This window comes from Streptomyces sp. NPDC058289 (genome assembly GCF_042880975.1).
In the GTDB taxonomy this organism is placed as follows: Bacteria; Actinomycetota; Actinomycetes; order Streptomycetales; family Streptomycetaceae; genus Streptomyces; species Streptomyces stoeckheimensis.
Map to the genome: position 1 here is coordinate 175483 of NZ_JBHVYI010000002.1, position 17152 is coordinate 192634.

11 protein-coding genes and 1 pseudogene are annotated in these 17152 nt (G+C 73.3%); 8 read left to right on the forward strand and 4 right to left on the reverse strand.

Annotated elements, in window-relative coordinates:
• Positions 1-216 precede the first annotated feature (216 nt).
• Positions 217-2334, reverse strand: a complete 2118-nt coding sequence (locus ACFVX6_RS01680) for a hypothetical protein (RefSeq protein WP_389686850.1) — start codon at positions 2332-2334, stop codon at positions 217-219.
• Positions 2335-2647: 313 nt separating this feature from the next.
• Here ACFVX6_RS01680 and ACFVX6_RS01685 point away from each other — a divergent pair, with 313 nt between their 5' ends.
• Together ACFVX6_RS01685 and ACFVX6_RS01690 are read left to right on the forward strand one after the other, a co-directional pair.
• Complete coding sequence (locus ACFVX6_RS01685) at positions 2648-3175, forward strand: RNA polymerase sigma factor (RefSeq protein ID WP_389686852.1); 528 nt, start codon at positions 2648-2650, stop codon at positions 3173-3175.
• Positions 3176-3987: 812 nt separating this feature from the next.
• Positions 3988-4734, forward strand: a pseudogene (locus tag ACFVX6_RS01690) (IclR family transcriptional regulator C-terminal domain-containing protein); the annotation flags it as partial.
• Between the two features lie 409 nt (positions 4735-5143).
• Here ACFVX6_RS01690 and ACFVX6_RS01695 read toward each other — a convergent pair.
• Positions 5144-6802 carry a protein kinase gene (locus ACFVX6_RS01695; protein WP_389686921.1) on the reverse strand — a complete coding sequence of 553 codons (1659 nt, stop codon included), beginning with the start codon at positions 6800-6802 and terminating at the stop codon, positions 5144-5146.
• A gap of 200 nt (positions 6803-7002) precedes the next feature.
• On the opposite strand from ACFVX6_RS01695, the gene ACFVX6_RS01700 reads away from it, so the two are divergent.
• From ACFVX6_RS01700 to ACFVX6_RS01720, 5 genes are all read left to right on the forward strand, one after another.
• On the forward strand, positions 7003-10209 hold the full coding sequence (locus ACFVX6_RS01700; RefSeq protein WP_389686854.1) for an NACHT domain-containing protein: 3207 nt from the start codon (positions 7003-7005) through the stop codon (positions 10207-10209).
• Between the two features lie 61 nt (positions 10210-10270).
• Positions 10271-10855: a TetR/AcrR family transcriptional regulator gene (locus tag ACFVX6_RS01705; RefSeq protein ID WP_389686856.1), complete on the forward strand. Its 585-nt coding sequence runs from the start codon at positions 10271-10273 to the stop codon at positions 10853-10855.
• Between the two features lie 134 nt (positions 10856-10989).
• A complete protein-coding gene (locus ACFVX6_RS01710) occupies positions 10990-11988 on the forward strand; it encodes an agmatine/peptidylarginine deiminase (protein WP_389686858.1) in 999 nt (332 codons plus the stop codon).
• Positions 11989-12065: 77 nt separating this feature from the next.
• Positions 12066-12806: an urease subunit gamma gene (locus ACFVX6_RS01715; RefSeq protein WP_389686860.1), complete on the forward strand. Its 741-nt coding sequence runs from the start codon at positions 12066-12068 to the stop codon at positions 12804-12806.
• 80 nt (positions 12807-12886) lie between these two features.
• Positions 12887-14566: an urease subunit alpha gene (locus ACFVX6_RS01720; RefSeq protein ID WP_389686923.1), complete on the forward strand. Its 1680-nt coding sequence runs from the start codon at positions 12887-12889 to the stop codon at positions 14564-14566.
• Here the strand turns inward: ACFVX6_RS01720 and ACFVX6_RS01725 are convergent.
• Both ACFVX6_RS01725 and ACFVX6_RS01730 read right to left on the reverse strand, forming a co-directional pair.
• Positions 14563-15162 carry a GNAT family N-acetyltransferase gene (locus ACFVX6_RS01725; protein ID WP_389686862.1) on the reverse strand — a complete coding sequence of 200 codons (600 nt, stop codon included), beginning with the start codon at positions 15160-15162 and terminating at the stop codon, positions 14563-14565. The genes ACFVX6_RS01720 and ACFVX6_RS01725 overlap by 4 nt on opposite strands.
• Before the next feature lie 93 nt (positions 15163-15255).
• A complete protein-coding gene (locus tag ACFVX6_RS01730; protein WP_389686864.1) occupies positions 15256-15828 on the reverse strand; it encodes a TetR/AcrR family transcriptional regulator in 573 nt (190 codons plus the stop codon).
• A gap of 253 nt (positions 15829-16081) precedes the next feature.
• Between ACFVX6_RS01730 and ACFVX6_RS01735 the strand changes: the two genes are divergently transcribed.
• Positions 16082-17095, forward strand: a complete 1014-nt coding sequence (locus ACFVX6_RS01735) for an agmatine/peptidylarginine deiminase (RefSeq protein WP_389686866.1) — start codon at positions 16082-16084, stop codon at positions 17093-17095.
• The last annotated feature ends 57 nt before the right edge of the window (positions 17096-17152 follow it).

Below are 17152 nucleotides of genomic sequence, written 5' to 3' on the forward strand. Positions count from 1 at the left end.
AAACGCCACGCGCCGCATTTCTTCGGGGTGGACTGGGGGTGCAAAGCAAAAGCGAGGACTGTGACCACTCCGTCACGGCCCTCGCGCTGCGGCCATGGTACAGCGGGCAGGGCAGCCCCCGAACCGCCGTCCACCCCCGGTGGGACACCGTCCGCGGCGGCCGCGGACGGTGCTCCGGCAAGCGGCTCGGGCACAGGACCGCCCGGCGGTGGGCCGTCAGTCGCGCCCGCCCCGACCGCCGTCGATCGCGCTGATCCGGACCCCGCTCGCGAGTCTGGCGGTCAGGGTGGCCGCCGGGCCCTGCGGACCGGCGACGGGGACGGTCAGGGTCCGGCCGGCGGCCTCCGCGCGGACCGCGCCGGCCGCGGTGATGCCCGCGACCTCGCGGCTGCCGGCCGCCAGCAGGTACCAGCGGCCGGCCGGCGACCTCCACCGGGTGCCCGCGAGCAGGTGCTGTCCGAACCGGCCGCAGGCGGCGGTCCCGCGGGACCGGGCCACGTCCTGCGGAGCTCCGGCGGGCAGGCGCAGCTGGACCAGGACGTCACCCGGGCCGGCCCAGCCGGAGGCGCGGGCGCAGGTCCAGACGGCCCGACCCGCGCCGTCGGGGAGTTCGGAGTCGGCGAAGTCCCAGATGTTGACGGCCCGTACCCCGCCGGTGCGGTACTCCCGCAGCCGGCAGGCGACCGGCGCCCACGCCGCCCGCGCGGCCGGGCCGGTGGCCTCGCGCGGCTGGCGCGCCGCTACCGCGCCCGGACCGTCGGGCAGCGGCGTGTAGGTCAGGTGTACGGGGGTCAGCGCGCCCAGGTCGGCGAGGACGAAGGCGTGCTTCTCCACGATGCGGGCGGAGGAGGTCAGCTCCAGCACGGGCCACGCGGCGCAGGCTCCGCCGGTGCCGTCAGCGCCTTCAGCGCCACCTGTACGGGGAACCGCGGTCTCCTCGGTGACCCCGTCGGCGGAGACGGCCAGCGGTTTGGCCCCCTCCCCCGTCCGGAGCAGGTCGCGGGTGCCGGCCCGGGCGATCCACGGCGCGAGCAGGTACCGGGCCCGGCCCCCGTCCGCACTGTCGTTCCCGCTGCCACTGCCGATGCCGCTGCCGCTCCCACTCCCACTCCCGTCCCCCGGGGAGCGGCTCAGGGTCAGCGCGGCGGCGGTGGTCACGTTCGCCTCGTCGGTACGGGCGAAGGCGAGCTCACGGCCGCGCGGCCCGCCGGTGTCGGCGCCGTCTGCTGATTCGCCGTAGCGCACCACCCGGTCCCCGTCGAGCAGCAGCACGACCGCCCGCCCGGCGACGTCCCCCGCGTACAGCAGCTGCGGCGCGCGCAGCGGAGCATCGGTGGCCGTTCCCGGCGCGGCCGTCACCGCCACCTCCCGGGGCCGGGCGGCCCAGGCCGCCAGGGCGCGGGCGAGCAGACCCCGGTCGGCGGTGCGGGCGCCGCGCGCGGGCCAGGCGGTGAAGTCGACGCGGGCGGTGTCCGCCCAGGCCTCGGCGGGCACCCGGACCAGCCGGGCCGGGTCCAGCGCCCCGGCAGCGGCCGGTCCGGCGAGCGGCGACGCCTCGGGGCCTGGCGGTGACCCGTCGGCCGCGAGGATCCCGGCGGCCAGGGCCAGCGCGACCGCGGCGGTCCAGCCGGCCCGGGTACGGCGCCGTCGGCGCAGCAGGTCGGTGGGGCGGGCACTGACCACGGCGGCGTCGAACTCGACGCCGCCCGGCCCCCGCAGGAGCGTTTCCCCAGCGGTGTTCCCGCCTGCTTCCCCACCGGCATTCCCGGCAGCTCCGGGGAAGCCGCCACCGCCCGTCGCCCGCCAGGCGGCCAGCGCCTCCCGCACGGCGTCCGCCGGGTCGGCGACCCCCGCCGCAGCGAGGAGCCGGGCCACCGCCTCCTCGGGCAGGCCGTCCATGCCGTGCAGGACGAACGCCGCCCGGACCGGCCCCGGCGCCGCGCCCAGCACCCGGGCCGGCTCGTCGATCCCGCCCGCCGGGGGCCACAGCCGCAGCCCCCAGACGAAGGGCGGCACCGGCGGCCATCCGAGCCCGGCCGCGGCGAGGCGGGCCCGGCCGGACGGAGCGAGGCTCGCGCGCAGGACCCGTACGCGCACCTGGGTCAGGGGGCCGCCCGGCCCGTCGGGACCGGCCGGGGCCGCCTGTGCGCTCCCGAGCCCGCCGCGCGGGAGGGCCCGCTGGACCGCTTTGTGCGCGAGGAGTACCCGGGTATGGCGGCCGAGCGTGACCGGGAGCGTCACGTAGGCGAGCCGTACCAGTTGGGGGTAGTGCTCGACGAGGACGGCCTCGGCCTGCTCCACGGCGGTGGAGCCGAATCGCTGTGTTGTGCCCACTCTCCGACAAACGAGTGAATCTTGGGATGGTCACACGCCGTGCGCTCCGGCGGGGCACGAAACGGACGCACAGGAGAACGGCATATGCGTTTGCGCTGGTTGGGCGCGCGGGCGATCGACATCGATCAGCACGTGATCATCACCGAACGTAATTCTTCCAGCTTTCGTCTCTGCGCCCTCCGAGTGCGCCCGCGCTGATTTCCTTGCCCCGCACACGGGATGGGGTGGAGCGGTGAGCGATGGCAGCGGTCTTCCGGAGGAGTCCGGTGGCGGAGCCGTGGGTCTGCCGAGCCGGCGACGGCGGCCGGCGCCCATGAGCCAGTGGAATGCGACGGCTCGCCTGTCGTACTGGGCCTTCCACGCCGACCGGCGCCCGGCCTACATGCGGTTCGCGTACCTGCAACTGGGCTCGGACGCGGCGGCCGAGCAAGCGGTCGACGCCGCCTTCGACTCGATCATGTGCGAATGGTTGCGGATGCTGCACATGGACCGGCTCGACGCCTACGCGTGGACCGTCCTCAAACAGCGGCTGATCGACCGCCAGTTCTGCCGCAGCCCCTGGCCGGAGCCGATGGACACCAGTGCCTTCGAAGCGGCGCTCAAGGAGGCCCACGCGGAAGCCGACCAGTACGAGGTGCTCACCGACACCATCCGCTTCTACTCCGCCGTCTCCCGGCTCGCCGAACGGCAGCGCGACGCCGTGCTGCTGCGGTACGGGCTCCAGTGCACCCCCGGCGAAGCCGCCGCGATCATGGGTGTGGACGAGGCCACGGTCCGCTCGCAGCTCGGCCAGGCCCAGCGGCGGCTCGCCCGGCTGCTCGACACCTCGGCCGAGTCATGAACCGGAACACGAGCCGCGGAACCCGTCGCGAGGACGGCGGACTCCCTCGTTCCCTGGAGCAGTTCCTGGCCCGGGCGAGCGTGCGCGACCGCTATCCGCACTACGACCTGGGCGCGGCGGAGGCCCGACTGCTGCGCGGCGCCGACTCCACCGCCGCGGGGTCGAAGCCGCTCCCCGCCCCGGCCCCCGGGCGCGGCGGAACCCATGCCCGGCGCCGCACGCCGGGCTGGAGCGACCCCCTGCGCGACCTGCCGCTGGACTCCGAGCGGGCCGGACGCGACCTCAAGGCCGCCTGTCTGGCCTCCGTGTGCGCCACGGGGGCCCGGGAGCGGCTCGACGCCTTCGAGAGCAGCGGCCACGCCGACCTGCCCGGAGCCGTGGTCTTCGGCTGTCTGCTGCACCTGGCCGGACTGCGCGAAGGGGCCCGGTTCTGGTGGCAGTTCGCCGCCGCGTCCGGGCGCAGCCGGACCACGCACGCCGCGTACTGCCTCTTCCTCGACCACTCCCGGCGCGGCGAGCACCACGACGCCCGGGTCTGGGCCCGGGAGCTGGGCCGGCGCCGCTTCCGGCCGAGCGGGCGCCGGGAGCTCCGCGAGGTACGGCTGTGCGCGCAGGCGGCCGTCCTGCGCTACGTCGACCAGCTCGACGACCCCGACCTGGGCCCGGTGCCGCTGCCCAGGCCCGGGGTGTCCCGGGCGCTGGACGCGTTCCGGCCGCCGACCGCTCCCCCGCGGCCGCCCCTGCCGGGTGCGGGCCGACTGGGCTCGGGCCCGCTGCGCCACCCCGCGCTGACGGCGGCGGCCCGCGGGACCGTGGTCCAGCCCGGCGGGGGCGAGGCCCTGGCGGCCGCCCGGCGCGCCCTGGCCGTCGTACGGGTCCTGCAGCGGCGGCCGCTCGGCGTACGGGTCGGGCGGCTCGGGCGGGAGGCCGGCCTGGCCGAGGCGGAGCTCGGGCAGCTGCTGTCGATGCTCTGCGTGGAGGGGTACGCGTACCGCTCCGGCGTCGGGGTCTACGCCCCGGGGCCGGCCCTCGACCGGCTCGCGGCCCCGGGCGGCCGGGGCCTGGCGGCCCAGTTGCAGCGCACGCTCGCCCTGGCGCGGGACAGCGCGGGCGCGGCCGTGTACCTGAGCCGGTACGCGGAGGGGGAGGTCCGGATCACGCAGATGGCGGACGGGCCCGGCGCCCCGCCGGTACGGGAGTGGGTGGACTTCCGGGACGCCGCGCACGCCAGTGCGGTGGGCAAGTGCCTGCTGAGCCAGCTCGACCACGACGGCCGCGCCGACCACGTGGCCCGGCACCGGCCCGCCCGGCTCACCGAGCGGACCATCACCGACAGCCGGGCCCTGTTCAGCGCGCTCGACGCGGTGGCCCCGGGGTCCCCCGTCTTCGACCTGCGCGAGTACGCCCCCGGCGTGGTGTGCGCGGCGGTCCCCCTGGCGCTCGGCGACGCGGCGGGCAGCCTGGCCCTGTCGCTGCCCGGCGGGCACGCGCACCGGCTGGGCCGGGCCACCGAGGCGCTCCGGCTGAAGGCGGTTCCGGTGCTCCTGGCGCTGCTGTTGGCGGGGGCGATCCCGCCGGACGGCACGGGCGGCGCTGACGGCACGGAAAGCGTGGAGGAGACGGCGGGGGCCACCGGGGCCGACGGTCCGGAACTCCGGGCGGAACCGCAGCCGATGCCGGTACCGGTCACGGCGGAGACCCTGCGCCAGCTGCGCAGGGTCTTCCGGACCCCGCTGACGCGGGCCACCGGCGGGGCGGACGGGCCGCATCTGGTCAGCGACAGCGCCTCGGAGGCGGCGTACCTCTTCGACGCCCCGCAGGGCGACGGCGCCCCGGGCCTGGCGCTCCCGCGCACCTTCGCCCCGCTGGTCCCGGGCAGCCTGCGGACGGCCGACGGGCAGGACGGGCTGGTGGTGCTGCGCACCTGACCGGGGAGGGGCCCGGGGGGGCGGGATCAGGGGGACGGGATCAGGGGGTGACGGAGCCGGGTGCGCCGGGGACGAAGGTGGCCACGGCGGTGTCGAAGTGCCGCTTGGCAGCGGCGAGTTCGTCCACCGGGGCGGAGACCCAGATGTCGTACATCCGGCCGTTCTGGTCCCAGCAGAGGTCGTAAGTGTGCCGGGGACCCTCGGCCGGGTCGAAGCCGTTCCAGGTGAACTCCCACAGCGCCGCCGGAAGTTCGTGGTGGGTCGTGGAGACGACCGTGCCGCCGCGGTAACCGGGGTTGGTGTCCGGGCCCTTGGCGTGGGCCTGCCGCATCACGCCGAGCGGGCCGCCGGGCACCGGCATCTTCACCCGGATCCCGACGCGGAAGGCCCCGTCCGGGGAGACGTAGAAGACCCGCTGGTCGTCGGTGGCCCGCTGGTACCCCTCGGGGACGGCGATGGCGAAGCCCTGCGGGTCGGCGAAGGTCCGGTACCCGGAGGGCGTCCCGGCCGGGGTCACACCCACCGGACTCGGGGTGGCACCGCCCCCGCTCGGGGTCGCGGGCGGGCTCGCGGAGCCGCCGGGAGCCGCCGGCGCGCTCCGCGTCCCCTGCCCCTCCTCCACCACGCCGAACAGCGAGCGCAGCGGGTCGGCGCCCACCACCACCCCGCCCGCCACCAGGACGACGGCGGCTGCGACCACCCCGAGGCCGAGGCCCCGCCGGGTGGCGACCCGCTGCCTGGCCGTCGGGCGCGGGGTCACGGCAGGGGCCGTCAGCCCCTCGGGATCCGGCGTCGGCGTGGGTCCGTCTGCGGGGGCGGAGCCGTCTGCGGGCACGGATGCGGGCCTACCGCCGCCGGGTACGGGGACACGGTCGGCGGGTACCGGCACGTGATCGGCGGGTACGGAAACACGGTCCGCGGCTACGGTCATCCGCCCGGCCGGGCCGACCGGGCTGCCGCCGGCGAGGTACGCCGACAACAGCCGGTCCGCCTCGGCCGCCGCCATCCTCCGCACCGGGTCGCGTTCCAGCAGGCCCCGGATGACCGGCAGGAGCGGCCCGGCCTGGGCGGGCGGCCGGATCTCCGCGGAGACGACGGCGTGCAGGACGCCGCCCAGCGAATCGCGGCGGAAGGGAGATTCCCCGGTCAGCGCGGTGCACATGAGGGTGCCGAGCGACCACAGGTCGGCGGCCGGCCCGGCCTCGGCTCCCTGCATCCGCTCGGGAGCGGTGTACTCGGGCGAGCCGACGAAGGCACCCGTCTCGCTGATGGTGGTGGCCCCGGAGAACCGGGCGATGCCGAAGTCGGTGAGCACCACCCGGCCGGTCCCCGACTCCATGAGGACGTTGGCCGGCTTCACGTCCCGGTGGAGGACTCCGCGGCCGTGCGCCGCGGTCAGTGCGCCGAGCAGGGCGAGTGCGGTCCTGGCCGTCTCGACCGGGGTGAGGGTCTTCCCGGCGGAGATCAGGTCCGCGAGCGACCCGCCGTCGACGAGTTCCATCACGATGCAGGGGCGCCCGTCGTGTTCGACGACGTCGTGGACCACGACGACATGGGGGTGGCGCACGTGCGCCACGGCCCGCGCCTCGCGCAGCGCCCCCGCGGCCACACCGTCCCCGTCGCCCTCGCCCACGTGCAGTTCCTTGACGGCGACCGGACGCCCGAGCAGTTCGTCGGTGGCCCGCCACACGGTACCCATCCCGCCCCGGCCCAGCCGGTCTTCCAGGCGGTACCGCCCGGCCACCACGACACTGCCGCGCACCTCGTCCTGTGCCACCGCGATCCCCCTCACCCGATCCCGGAGCCATGATGCCGTAGCCCGCTCCACCAGCGGCCCGAGCACGGCGCACTCTAGAATCGCGTCGGGCGGCACCGGCACAGCTCTACGGGGGGGCACACGTGGAACCCACAGCCATCGGGCTCAAGTTGGCGACGGCCGTGATCGGCCCGCTCGTCAGGAAGTTCTTCGTCGCCGACGCCCCAGGGGCGGGGCTGGTCGACAAGCCGGTCCGGCTCTCCGGGTACGTCTCGTTCAAGGGCGAGAAGCGCACCCTCACCGAGTCCGACGTACGCACCCTGGCCGCCACCCTCGTCCAGCAGGCCCTGAGCACGGGCGAACGCCGGATCCCGGCGGACGAGGAGGACGCCGTCACCGACGCCCTCGCCGCGACCCTCCACGCCCTGGGCGACCTCACGATCACGGACGTCGACGCCGTCCGCCTCGGCCCGCAGGCCTTCGCCCGCGAACTGCGCCGCGCGGCCGACCGCCCGGAGCGCCATCTCTCCGCCGACGCCACGCACTTCTACGAGGCCCTGCTCGGCGTCGCCTCCCTGCACATCCTGGAGTTCTTCACCCAGCGCAGGACCTTCACGGCCCATGCGCTGGTCAGCCAGACCCGGGCGGTCCACGAACTGACGTCGAAGACGGACGAGTTGATCCGCCGCACCCCGCTCCCCGACGCAACGGACGCCGCGTTCGAGGCGACGTACCTGCCGTACGTGGCGAAGAAGCACTCCAAGCTCACCATCTACGGCATCGACCTGAGCAACTCACCGACGCGCTGGCCGCTGGACGTGGCGTACCTCAGCCTGGAGGCGGCGCCGCTGGGGCGCACGGAGATCTCCTGGGACGCCTACGAGACCGCGGACGATTTCCTCGCGGTACAGCGGACCCTGGAACCCCAACCCGCGGATCAGGCACTGGCCCGCACCCCCCGCGTCCTCCTCCGGGGCGAGGCCGGTTCCGGGAAGACCACCCTCGTCCAGTGGCTGGCCGTCACCGCCGCGCAGCAGGACCGCCCGGACCGGCCCGCATACCTCCACAACCGGATCCCCTTCGTACTCCCGCTCCGCACCCTCACCCGCCACGGCGAACGGCTGCCGGCCCCCAAGGACTTCCTCGCCGCGATCGACTGCCCCCTCGCCGGTTCCCAGCCTGCCGGATGGGAGCATCGGGTACTCGCCTCCGGGCGGGGGCTGGTCCTCGTGGACGGCATCGACGAGGTCCCGGAAGCAGAGCGGGAGCGGACCCGCCGCTGGCTGCGGGACCTCATCGACACGTACGACGACAAGAACAACCGCTGGCTGGTCACCTCGCGCCCGTCGGCCGTCGGCCAGGACTGGCTCACCGAAGAAGGCTTCGGCGAACTGGCGCTGTCCTCCATGGGACCTGCCGACACCGCCACTTTCATCAAGCGCTGGCACGCGGCCGCCCGCGGCGGGTCCGAGTCCGCAGCCGAACTCGACACGTACGAGGCGCAGCTCCTCACCGCCGTCCGAACGAAGGCCGACCTCGGCAGGCTGGCCACCAACCCCCTGATGTGCGGCCTGATCTGCGCACTCCACCGCGACCGGCGGGGCTACCTCCCGCACGGCCGCAAGGACTTGTACGAAGCCGCACTGTCCATGCTGATCAGCCGCCGTGACCGCGAGCGGGACATGAAGGTCCCCGACCTCCGGGAAGAGCCGCAGCTCGAACTGCTCCAACGGCTCGCGTACTGGCTGATCAAGAACGGCCGTACGGAGATGGACCGCTCCCAGGCCGAGTTCATCATCGACCGCGCCCTCCCGGCGGTCCCGGAGGCGGCCGCCCTGGGTGACGCCCCGACCGTCTTCGAGCACTTCCTCCAGCGCAGCGGCCTGCTCCGCGAACCGGCCCCGGGAACGGTCGACTTCATCCACCGCACCTTCCAGGACTTCCTGGGTGCACGGGCGGCGGTGGAGGAGGGCGACTTCGGCATGCTCGCCGCGCACGCCGCGGACGACCAGTGGGAGGACGTCATCCGCATGGCGGTCGCCCTGGCCCGGCCTCGCGAGCGGGTGGCCCTCTTCGAGGACATCCTGAGCCTCGGCGACGGCACCGAGGACCTACGCGTCCGCTTCCGCGTCTACCTCCTGGCGGCTGCCTGCTTGGAGCACGCCACCACGCTGGAGCCGGCCGTCCGCGGAGCGGTGGAGGATCGCGCGGCCAGGCTGATCCCGCCGGGCAACGAGAACGACGCCCGCGCCCTGGGAACAGTGGGCCCCCTCGTCCTGGACCTCCTCCCCGGTCCGGACGCCGTCGACTCATTGGGCGGTTACTACACGGTCGTCGCAGCCTCCCGGGTCGCGTCCGACGCCACACTGCCGTTCCTGGCCAGGTACGCCGCCGAATGGGACTCCCCACTCGCGGTCCGCAGCCAGCTCGTGTGGTCGTGGACGCGCTTCGACGCCGGCCGGTACGCGGACGAGATCATCGCGCTGCTAAACCCGGAGGGTTTGGACTACACCGTCTCCTCCGATGAGCAGTTGCACCATCTGGATCGACTGGGAATGCACGTGGACTCCCTGGATGTCAGGGGCTTGGTGTCAGAGTCCGCCCTCGCCTCGTTCCTCGCCCGGCACATGCCGACGAAGCTCGCGCTCATGTACCACCCGGCGATAAATCTGGGCTTCCTGGCCGGCCAGACGAGGCTCTCCTCGCTCAGGGTTGTCGACTGCCCGGCGCTCGTCGACCTCTCCGCACTCGGCGGGCTCCCCATCCGGACGCTGGAGCTCCACAGCTCAACGGCCATGGACCTGAGCGTGTTGGAGCGGCTGCCGGACCTCACGACCCTCCACATCGACGGATCCACCGACATGCTCTGGTCTCCGAACGCCCTTCATCCTCGCGCACGTCTTCAGCGCCTTCTCGTGATGGGAACGGCCACCTCCACGGAGGGCCTCACGGGGCTCGCCCGCCATACCGGGCTGGCGACCCTTGGCTTCGCCTCCAGCTCGACGTCGGCCGCGGACTGGCAGGAAATATCCCGGCTGTCCGCTCTCGACACACTCGGCTTGGACTCGTCCGCCTTCAAGACCCTCCCCGCCGACGCGGTCCTGCCCCGAGTCTCCGCCCTCCACCTTTGGCACGGCAGTGACGCACACAGCGCACAGCAGGTGATCGACCGGCTGCCGCACACCTTCCCTCAACTCCGCTTCTGTCGGCTCACCGTAGGACCGTCCATGGGCGGTGCGGTCGACGTCTCCCCCTTGGAGGGCATCCCCACCTTGGAATTCGAGATGGACACCACCTACACCTCCGACCTCGTCCACCGCCTGGACGCACTGGCCGACTACGATCACTGACCAGACTTTCAGTCAATCCCGATCCGTCCAACCCTCCACCCTCCCGGTAAGGTGTCGAACCGTGGCTGATCGTCGAACGGCAATCATGGAAGGCGCCGCGCGGGTCATCGCCCGGCGCGGCGTCCGCGGCCTGCGCGTGGAAGAGCTCGCCGCCGAGGCGGGCGTGTCCACGGCCTTGATCTACTACCACTTCAAGGACCGCGCGGGGATCCTCCGCGCCACCCTGGAGTTCATCAACGACCGCGCCGGCCGGTACACCACGGAGCGGGACCCCGCCGATCCGCCGCTCGACGCCCTGGGCGAGTTGAAGCAGACGCTCCTGCTGGAGTTCCAGGACGACCCCGCGGTACGGGAGAACAGCACGGCCTGGGGAGAGCTGCGCGCCAGCGCGGTGTTCGACCCCGACCTGCGGGAAGACCTCGCCGGCGCGACCCGCGTGTGGATCCAGGAAGTGGGCGAGCTGCTCGGGCAGGTCCACCCCATGGCGCCGGCCGCCGCCCTCTCGAGTGCCGCCGAGCGGCTGACCGCCCTGGTGGAGGGGCTGAGCTCGCGCTGGCTCAGCGGCAGCCTGCCCCTCGCGCACGCCCGCGAGCTGATGGTGTCGTCCATCGCCGCCGAGCTGGACCGCCTCTCCCGCACCGCCTGAGCCGCAGGCTTCGTAAGACGCTCCCTCCATCGGCAGGGATCACGCACGTCCCGCGCCTTGACTGAATTTTCAGTCAGTGGCAGAGTCTGGCCAGGGCCGCTCTCGGTACCCCCACCTGCTCCGGAGGCTCACCCATGCACGACTCCCCCGACGACAGCCGCTCCCTCCTCGGCCGGTTCTTCGGCTCCACCCCCACCCGCAGGCGCGTCCTCGGGGCCGCCGGACTCGGAGCGGCGGGGGTCGCCCTCGGTACCGCGGCCGCCGCGGCACCGGGGGCGCTCCGGGCGCCGAGCGCGGCGGTGCAGCGCTGGCGGGTGGACCTCGACGACGTTCCCCACGCCCGCACCTGGATGTCCTGGCCCTCGCGCTCCTCCATCTGGGGCGGCCGCGCGCTGACCGGGGTCCAGGAGGACATCGCGTTGATCGCGAAGACGATCGCGCGCTACGAGCCCGTCGTGATGTGCGCACCGGACTCCTCCACGGCCGCCACCGCCCGCTCCTGGTGCGGCCCGGGCGTGACCGTGACCACCGCCATCGGCACCGACGACCTCTGGATGCGCGACATCGCACCCGTCTTCCGCCGGGACGGCCGCGGCGGGCTCGACGCGATCGGCCTGAACTTCAACGGCTGGGGAAACAAGCAGGCCCACTCCTACGACGCCCACGTCGCGGAGAGCATCGCCTACGAGTCCCATCTCCCCTTCAGCAAGACGGACTTCGTCGACGAAGGCGGGGCGATCGAGACCGACGGCGACGGGACCGTGATGGCCACGGAGAGCAGCCTCGTCAACAAGAACCGCAACCGGGGCTGGAGCCGGGCGGAGGTCGAGGACGCCGTTCTGCACGCGTACGGCGCCGACAAGATGATCTGGGTGCCGGCCGTCATCAAGGTCGACGGTCCCGACACCACGCGCTCGAAGAACCCCGAGTTCGTCGACTCGTACATGAACTTCCACGTGGCCAACGGGGCTGTCATCACCGCCCAGTTCGGGGACTCCGCGAAGGACGCGCCGGCCAAGCGGGCCCTGGCGGCCGCCTTCCCCGGCCGGACCGTGGTGCAGCTCGACGTCGACCGGCTGATGGCCGGGGGCGGCGGCATCCACTGCTCCACGATGGCCGAACCGCGCCCGTAGAGCCGCCGTAGAGCCGCCGTAGAGCCGGTACCGGCAGGAACCACGGCGCCCGCCCTCCCCTTCACAGATGAGGCCGTATGCGACTGACACCGACCGAGCGGGACCGGCTGCTGATCTTCACGGCGGCGGAACTGGCCCGCGCCCGACGCGCGCGCGGCGTGAAGCTCAACGTCCCCGAGGCCACCGCCCTGATCACCGACACGGTGTGCGAGGCGGCGCGGGACGGCCGCAGGCTGGCCGAGGCCATCGAGGCCGGCCGCCGCGTGCTCCGCGGCGACGAGGTGCTGCCCGGGGTCCCCGACGTGGTCACCTCGATCCAGGTCGAGGCCGTCTTCGACGACGGCACGAGGCTCTGCGTCATCAACGACCCCTTCCGGCAAGAGGGTTCGCTCGGGGCCGACGCCCCGGGCGCCGGCCTGCCCGGGGACGGTGCGGGCTACGGCCCCACCGCGCCGACGGTGCGGCTGGCCGTGCGGAACACCTCGAGCGTGCCCATCAGCGTCACCTCGCACTTCCACTTCTTCGAGTCGAACCCGCGCCTCGCCTTCGACCGCGCCGCCGCCTACGGAACCCGGCTCGCCGTACCGGCGGGCTCCTCGGTCCGCTTCGACGTCGGAGCCACCGTCATGGTGGAGCTGCTGCCCATCGGCGGGGCGCGCGTGGCCATCGGTTTCGCCGGTCTCGTCGACGGCCCCCTGGACGCGCCCGGCGCGCGCGAGGGCGCCCTGGCCAAGGCCCGGGCCACCGGATACCTCACCTCGTACGAGGGCAGCGCAATTTCGTACAAGGAAAAGGCTCAAGGACAGGAGCAGGCATGAGCGGCAGCGTCTTCGACTCCGCGGGCTGTCACGGCCGCCCGGGCGCAGCCCCGGCGGACAGCATCGACCCGCACGACTACATGGCCGTCCACGGCCCCCGGGCGGGCGACCGGATCCGGCTCGGCGACTCCGGGCTCATCGTCCGGGTGGAGTCCGACTCCCAGAAGCCCGGGGACGAGTTCCTGGCCGGTTTCGGCAAGACGGCCCGCGACGGGCTGCACCTGAAGGCCGCCGCCGTCCGCGACACCTGCGACATCGTCATCAGCAACGCCCTGGTCATCGATGCCGTCCTCGGCATCCGCAAGACCAGCATCGGCATCCGCGAAGGCCGCATCCACGCCATAGGCCGGGCCGGCAACCCCGACACCCTCGACGGAGTCGACGTCGTGGTCGGCACGGGGACGACCATCGTCTCCGGCGAGGGCATGATCGTCACGGCCGGCGCCATCGACACCCATGTGCACCTGCTCTCCCCGCGCATCATGGAGGCTTCCCTGGCGTCCGGGGTCACCACGATCATCGGGCAGGAGTTCGGCCCCGCATGGGCGGTCGGCGTCAACTCTCCGTGGGCACTGAAGCACGCCTTCAACGCCTTCGACGCCTGGCCCGTCAACATCGGCTTCCTGGCCCGGGGTTCCTCCTCGGACCCGGCTCCGCTGATCGAGGCGCTGGCCGAGGGCGGGGCCTCCGGGTTCAAGGTCCACGAGGACATGGGCGCGCACACCCGCGCCCTGGACACCGCCCTGCGCGTGGCCGAGGAGCACGACGTCCAAGTCGCGCTGCACACGGACGGGTTGAACGAGTGCCTGTCCGTCGAGGACACCCTGCGGGTGCTGGACGGCCGGACCATCCACGCCTTCCACATCGAGGGCTGCGGCGGCGGCCACGTCCCCAACGTCCTGAAGATGGCGGGCGTCGAAAACGTCATCGGCTCCTCGACGAACCCGACCCTGCCCTTCGGCCGCGATGCCCTGGGCGAGCACTTCGGCATGATCGTCTCGGCGCACGACCTGAAGGTCGACCTGCCCGGCGACGCCGCCATGGCCCGCGACCGGATCCGCGCCGGGACGATGGGGGCCGAGGACCTCCTGCACGACCTCGGAGTCATCGGCATCACCTCTTCCGACGCCCAGGGCATGGGCCGCGCGGGCGAGACCGTACGCCGCACCTTCGCCATGGCCGGGAAGATGAAGGCCGAGCTCGGCCCGCTGGACGGCGAGGGCTCCTACGGCACGGCGGAGAGCGGCGACGACAACGAGCGCGTGCTGCGCTACATGGCGAAGTTGACCATCAACCCGGCGATCGCCCACGGCCTCGCGCACGAGGTCGGCTCCATCGAGGTCGGCAAGCTCGCGGACCTGGTGATGTGGTGGCCGGAGTACTTCGGTGCCAAGCCCCAACTGGTCCTGAAGGGCGGCTTCCCGGCATACGGGGTCACCGGCGACCCCAACGCGTCGACCGATCGGTGCGAACCGCTCGTCCTCGGACCGCAGTTCGGCGCGTACGGAGCCACCGCGGCCGACATATCCGTGGCGTTCGTCGCGGAAGCGGCCGTCCAGAACGGGGACATGATGCCCACCCGGCGCCGCCGCGTGGCGGTCCGCGGGACCCGGGGCATCGGGCCGAAGCACATGCTCCGCAACAGCCGTACCGGCAGCGTCGACGTCCATCCCGGCACGGGCCTGGTGTCGCTCGACGGGGAGCCGCTGGTCTCCGAGCCGGCCGACTCCATCTCCCTCGGCAGGCTCTACTTCCTCTAGGGCCTGTCGTCAAACTCCCTTCTACCTCGCGGCGGGCGGAAGTCCAGCATGCAGAACACCTTGTCGTAGCGGCGTTCGCCGACGGCGACGAAGCGGGGCAGCCGCCCGTACTCGGTGAAGCCCAGGGAGGCGTAGAGCCGCAGGGCCCGGGTGTTGTCGCCCCGCGCATCCAGCGTGAGGACCTCGATCCCGGCCCCGCGGGCGTCTTCGACGAGCGCGGCGGTCAGCGCCCGGCCGAGCCCGAGTCCGTGGGCCCCGGCGGCGACGGCGAGCTTCTCCAGGTCCGCGTGCGGCCGGTGGGTGGGGCGGGCGTAGCGCTGCCAGTACCCGAGCCCGACGAGCCGGTCCCCGAGGTAGGCCCCGCGCAGGGCCGCGTCCCCGGTCCGTACGGCGGCCACGACGCCGTCGAGGAGCTGCGCCACCTCGTCCGGCCCGGGCGGTTCGACCCAGCCCAGCGCGGCGCCCCCGGCGACCAGCTCGGCCAGGATCCGGTGGGCCGCCCCTGCGAACCGGGCCGCCCGTGCCGGGTCGGACAGCAGCTCCAGGGCGTCGACGATCACCGCTCCGGCGGCCGCGCCGCCCGTCTCCCGATTCATGACCGGCAGCCTAGACGGCCACCGGTCCATGATCGGCGGCCCGGACGGCCAGGGCACCCGAGGCGGCTCGTACGACCAAGACAGCCCGGACGCCTATACGGCCAGTTCCCCGTCGATCGCGTCGGCGAGGAGCCGGCGGGCGTGCTCCAGGGGCAGCGAGCCGCTCAGCCAGCGGACGCTGAGTCCTTCGAGGAGGGCCGTGAGGCGCTCGGCGGCGGCCGCGTGCTCGGGGGCCGTCCCGGTGGGGCGGGCCTGGGCGAGGAGGTAGGAGATCTCGTGGACCCAGCTGTGCGTGGCCTTGGCCACGTCCTCGCGCAGGTCGGGATCGAATACGGCGCTGGCCCTCAGCTCACCCCAGGCGGTGCTGTTCTCCCGCACCTCGGGGGTTTCCTGGAGTTCGAGGAGCAGGGTCCGCTTGAGCTCGTCGCGGGGGCTCTCCGGTCCGTCCGGGCCGTCCTCGCGTTCGGCGGTGTAGCGCTCGGCGCGGTCGCTGATGAACTCCAGCGTGCGGCGCAGGATCCCGGCGCGGTCGGTGAAGTGGTAGTAGATCAGCGAGGTGGACACGCCTGCTTCGGCGGCGAGCTCCCCCACCCTGAGCCCGCGCACGCCGCGTCGCGCGATCACTCGCGTGGCGGCTCTGAGTATTTCCGTTCGACGGTCTGACACGAAGGGTCACTCTACCCGTCGACTCCGTCACCTGGGGCTTTTCCTGACCGTAACATCAGGCACCCGTTTCCGGCGTTACCGCCGTGATCATGCCGATTCAGAGGCCCCCCAGGCCCTCTGCACACCCCGCGCGATACGCGGTGTGACCGATTACGCACCAGCTTGGCCAGAACCATTGACTGAATTTTCAGTTCGGTAGAGGATGCGGGCACCCCTTACCAACACTGACTGAATTTTCAAACAGGAGTGGATCATGACGAACTTCCGCATGCCTGCCGAGTGGACGGACCACGAGGGCTGTCTGATGGCGTGGCCGACCCGGCAGGAGCTGTGGGGCGACGTCTTCGACGAGGTCAAGGCCGAGTACGCCCAGGTCGCCACCGCGATCGCCACCTTCGAGCCGGTCACCATGGTCGCGCTGCCCGGCAGCGGCGACGAGGCCCGCGCGCTGTGCGGCGAGGGCGTCGAGGTGATCGAGCTCCCGATCGACGACTCCTGGTTCCGGGATTCCGGGCCGATCTTCGTGCTCGGAGAGGACGGCCGGCGGGCGGGCGTGGACTTCCGCTTCAACGCCTGGGGCGGCAAGCACTTCCCTTACGACACCGACGACAAGATCTCCGCGGCCCTGCTGGCGCACCTGGGCGTGGACCGCGTCGACTCCGGAATGATCCTCGAAGGCGGCGCGATCACGGTCGACGGCGAGGGCACGCTGATCACCACCGAGCAGTGCCTGCTGCACCCGAACCGCAACCCGGACATGACCAAGGAGCAGATCGAGGCCGAGTTGATCGCCCGCCTCGGTGTCACCAAGGTGATCTGGCTGCCGTACGGCGGTCTGCTGGACACCGAGACCGACGGGCACGTGGACGGCGTCTGCGCCTTCGTCGCCCCCGCCACCGTCGTCGTCACGCTCCCGAGCGACCCCGAGCACCCCGACTACGAGCGCATGCGCGTCAACCGCGCCGTCCTGGAGGGGTCCACCGACGCCGCCGGCCGCCCCTTCACGATCATCGACCTGCCGCAGAGCTCCTTCGTCGAGGTCGACGGCAGGGAGACCGAGGTCGGTTACCTGAACTTCTACATCGCCAACGGCGGGGTCGTCGTCCCGGTCGCCGGCACCGACGCGGACGAGGGCGCGCTCGCCGTCATCGCCTCCGCGCTGCCCGGCCGCAAGGTCGTCGGAGTCCGCTCGCGCGTGATCGCGTACGGCGGTGGCGGCGTGCACTGCATCACCCAGCAGATCCCCGCGGCCGGCCGCACCGCCTGACCGGCTCGCCCCCTTCGCCGTGCCCGGGCCGGCGGCCCGCACCCGAGCCCCGAGCCT

Coding starts and splice junctions, on each gene's coding strand:
- ACFVX6_RS01710 (WP_389686858.1), top strand. CDS start 10,990: ATGCACGACTCCCCCGACGACAGCCGCTCCCTCCTCGGCCGGTTCTTC.
- ACFVX6_RS01720 (WP_389686923.1), top strand. CDS start 12,887: ATGGCCGTCCACGGCCCCCGGGCGGGCGACCGGATCCGGCTCGGCGAC.
- ACFVX6_RS01725 (WP_389686862.1), bottom strand. CDS start 15,162: ATGAATCGGGAGACGGGCGGCGCGGCCGCCGGAGCGGTGATCGTCGAC.
- ACFVX6_RS01695 (WP_389686921.1), bottom strand. CDS start 6,802: ATGGGTACCGTGTGGCGGGCCACCGACGAACTGCTCGGGCGTCCGGTC.
- ACFVX6_RS01715 (WP_389686860.1), top strand. CDS start 12,066: ATGCGACTGACACCGACCGAGCGGGACCGGCTGCTGATCTTCACGGCG.
- ACFVX6_RS01685 (WP_389686852.1), top strand. CDS start 2,648: ATGAGCCAGTGGAATGCGACGGCTCGCCTGTCGTACTGGGCCTTCCAC.
- ACFVX6_RS01735 (WP_389686866.1), top strand. CDS start 16,082: ATGACGAACTTCCGCATGCCTGCCGAGTGGACGGACCACGAGGGCTGT.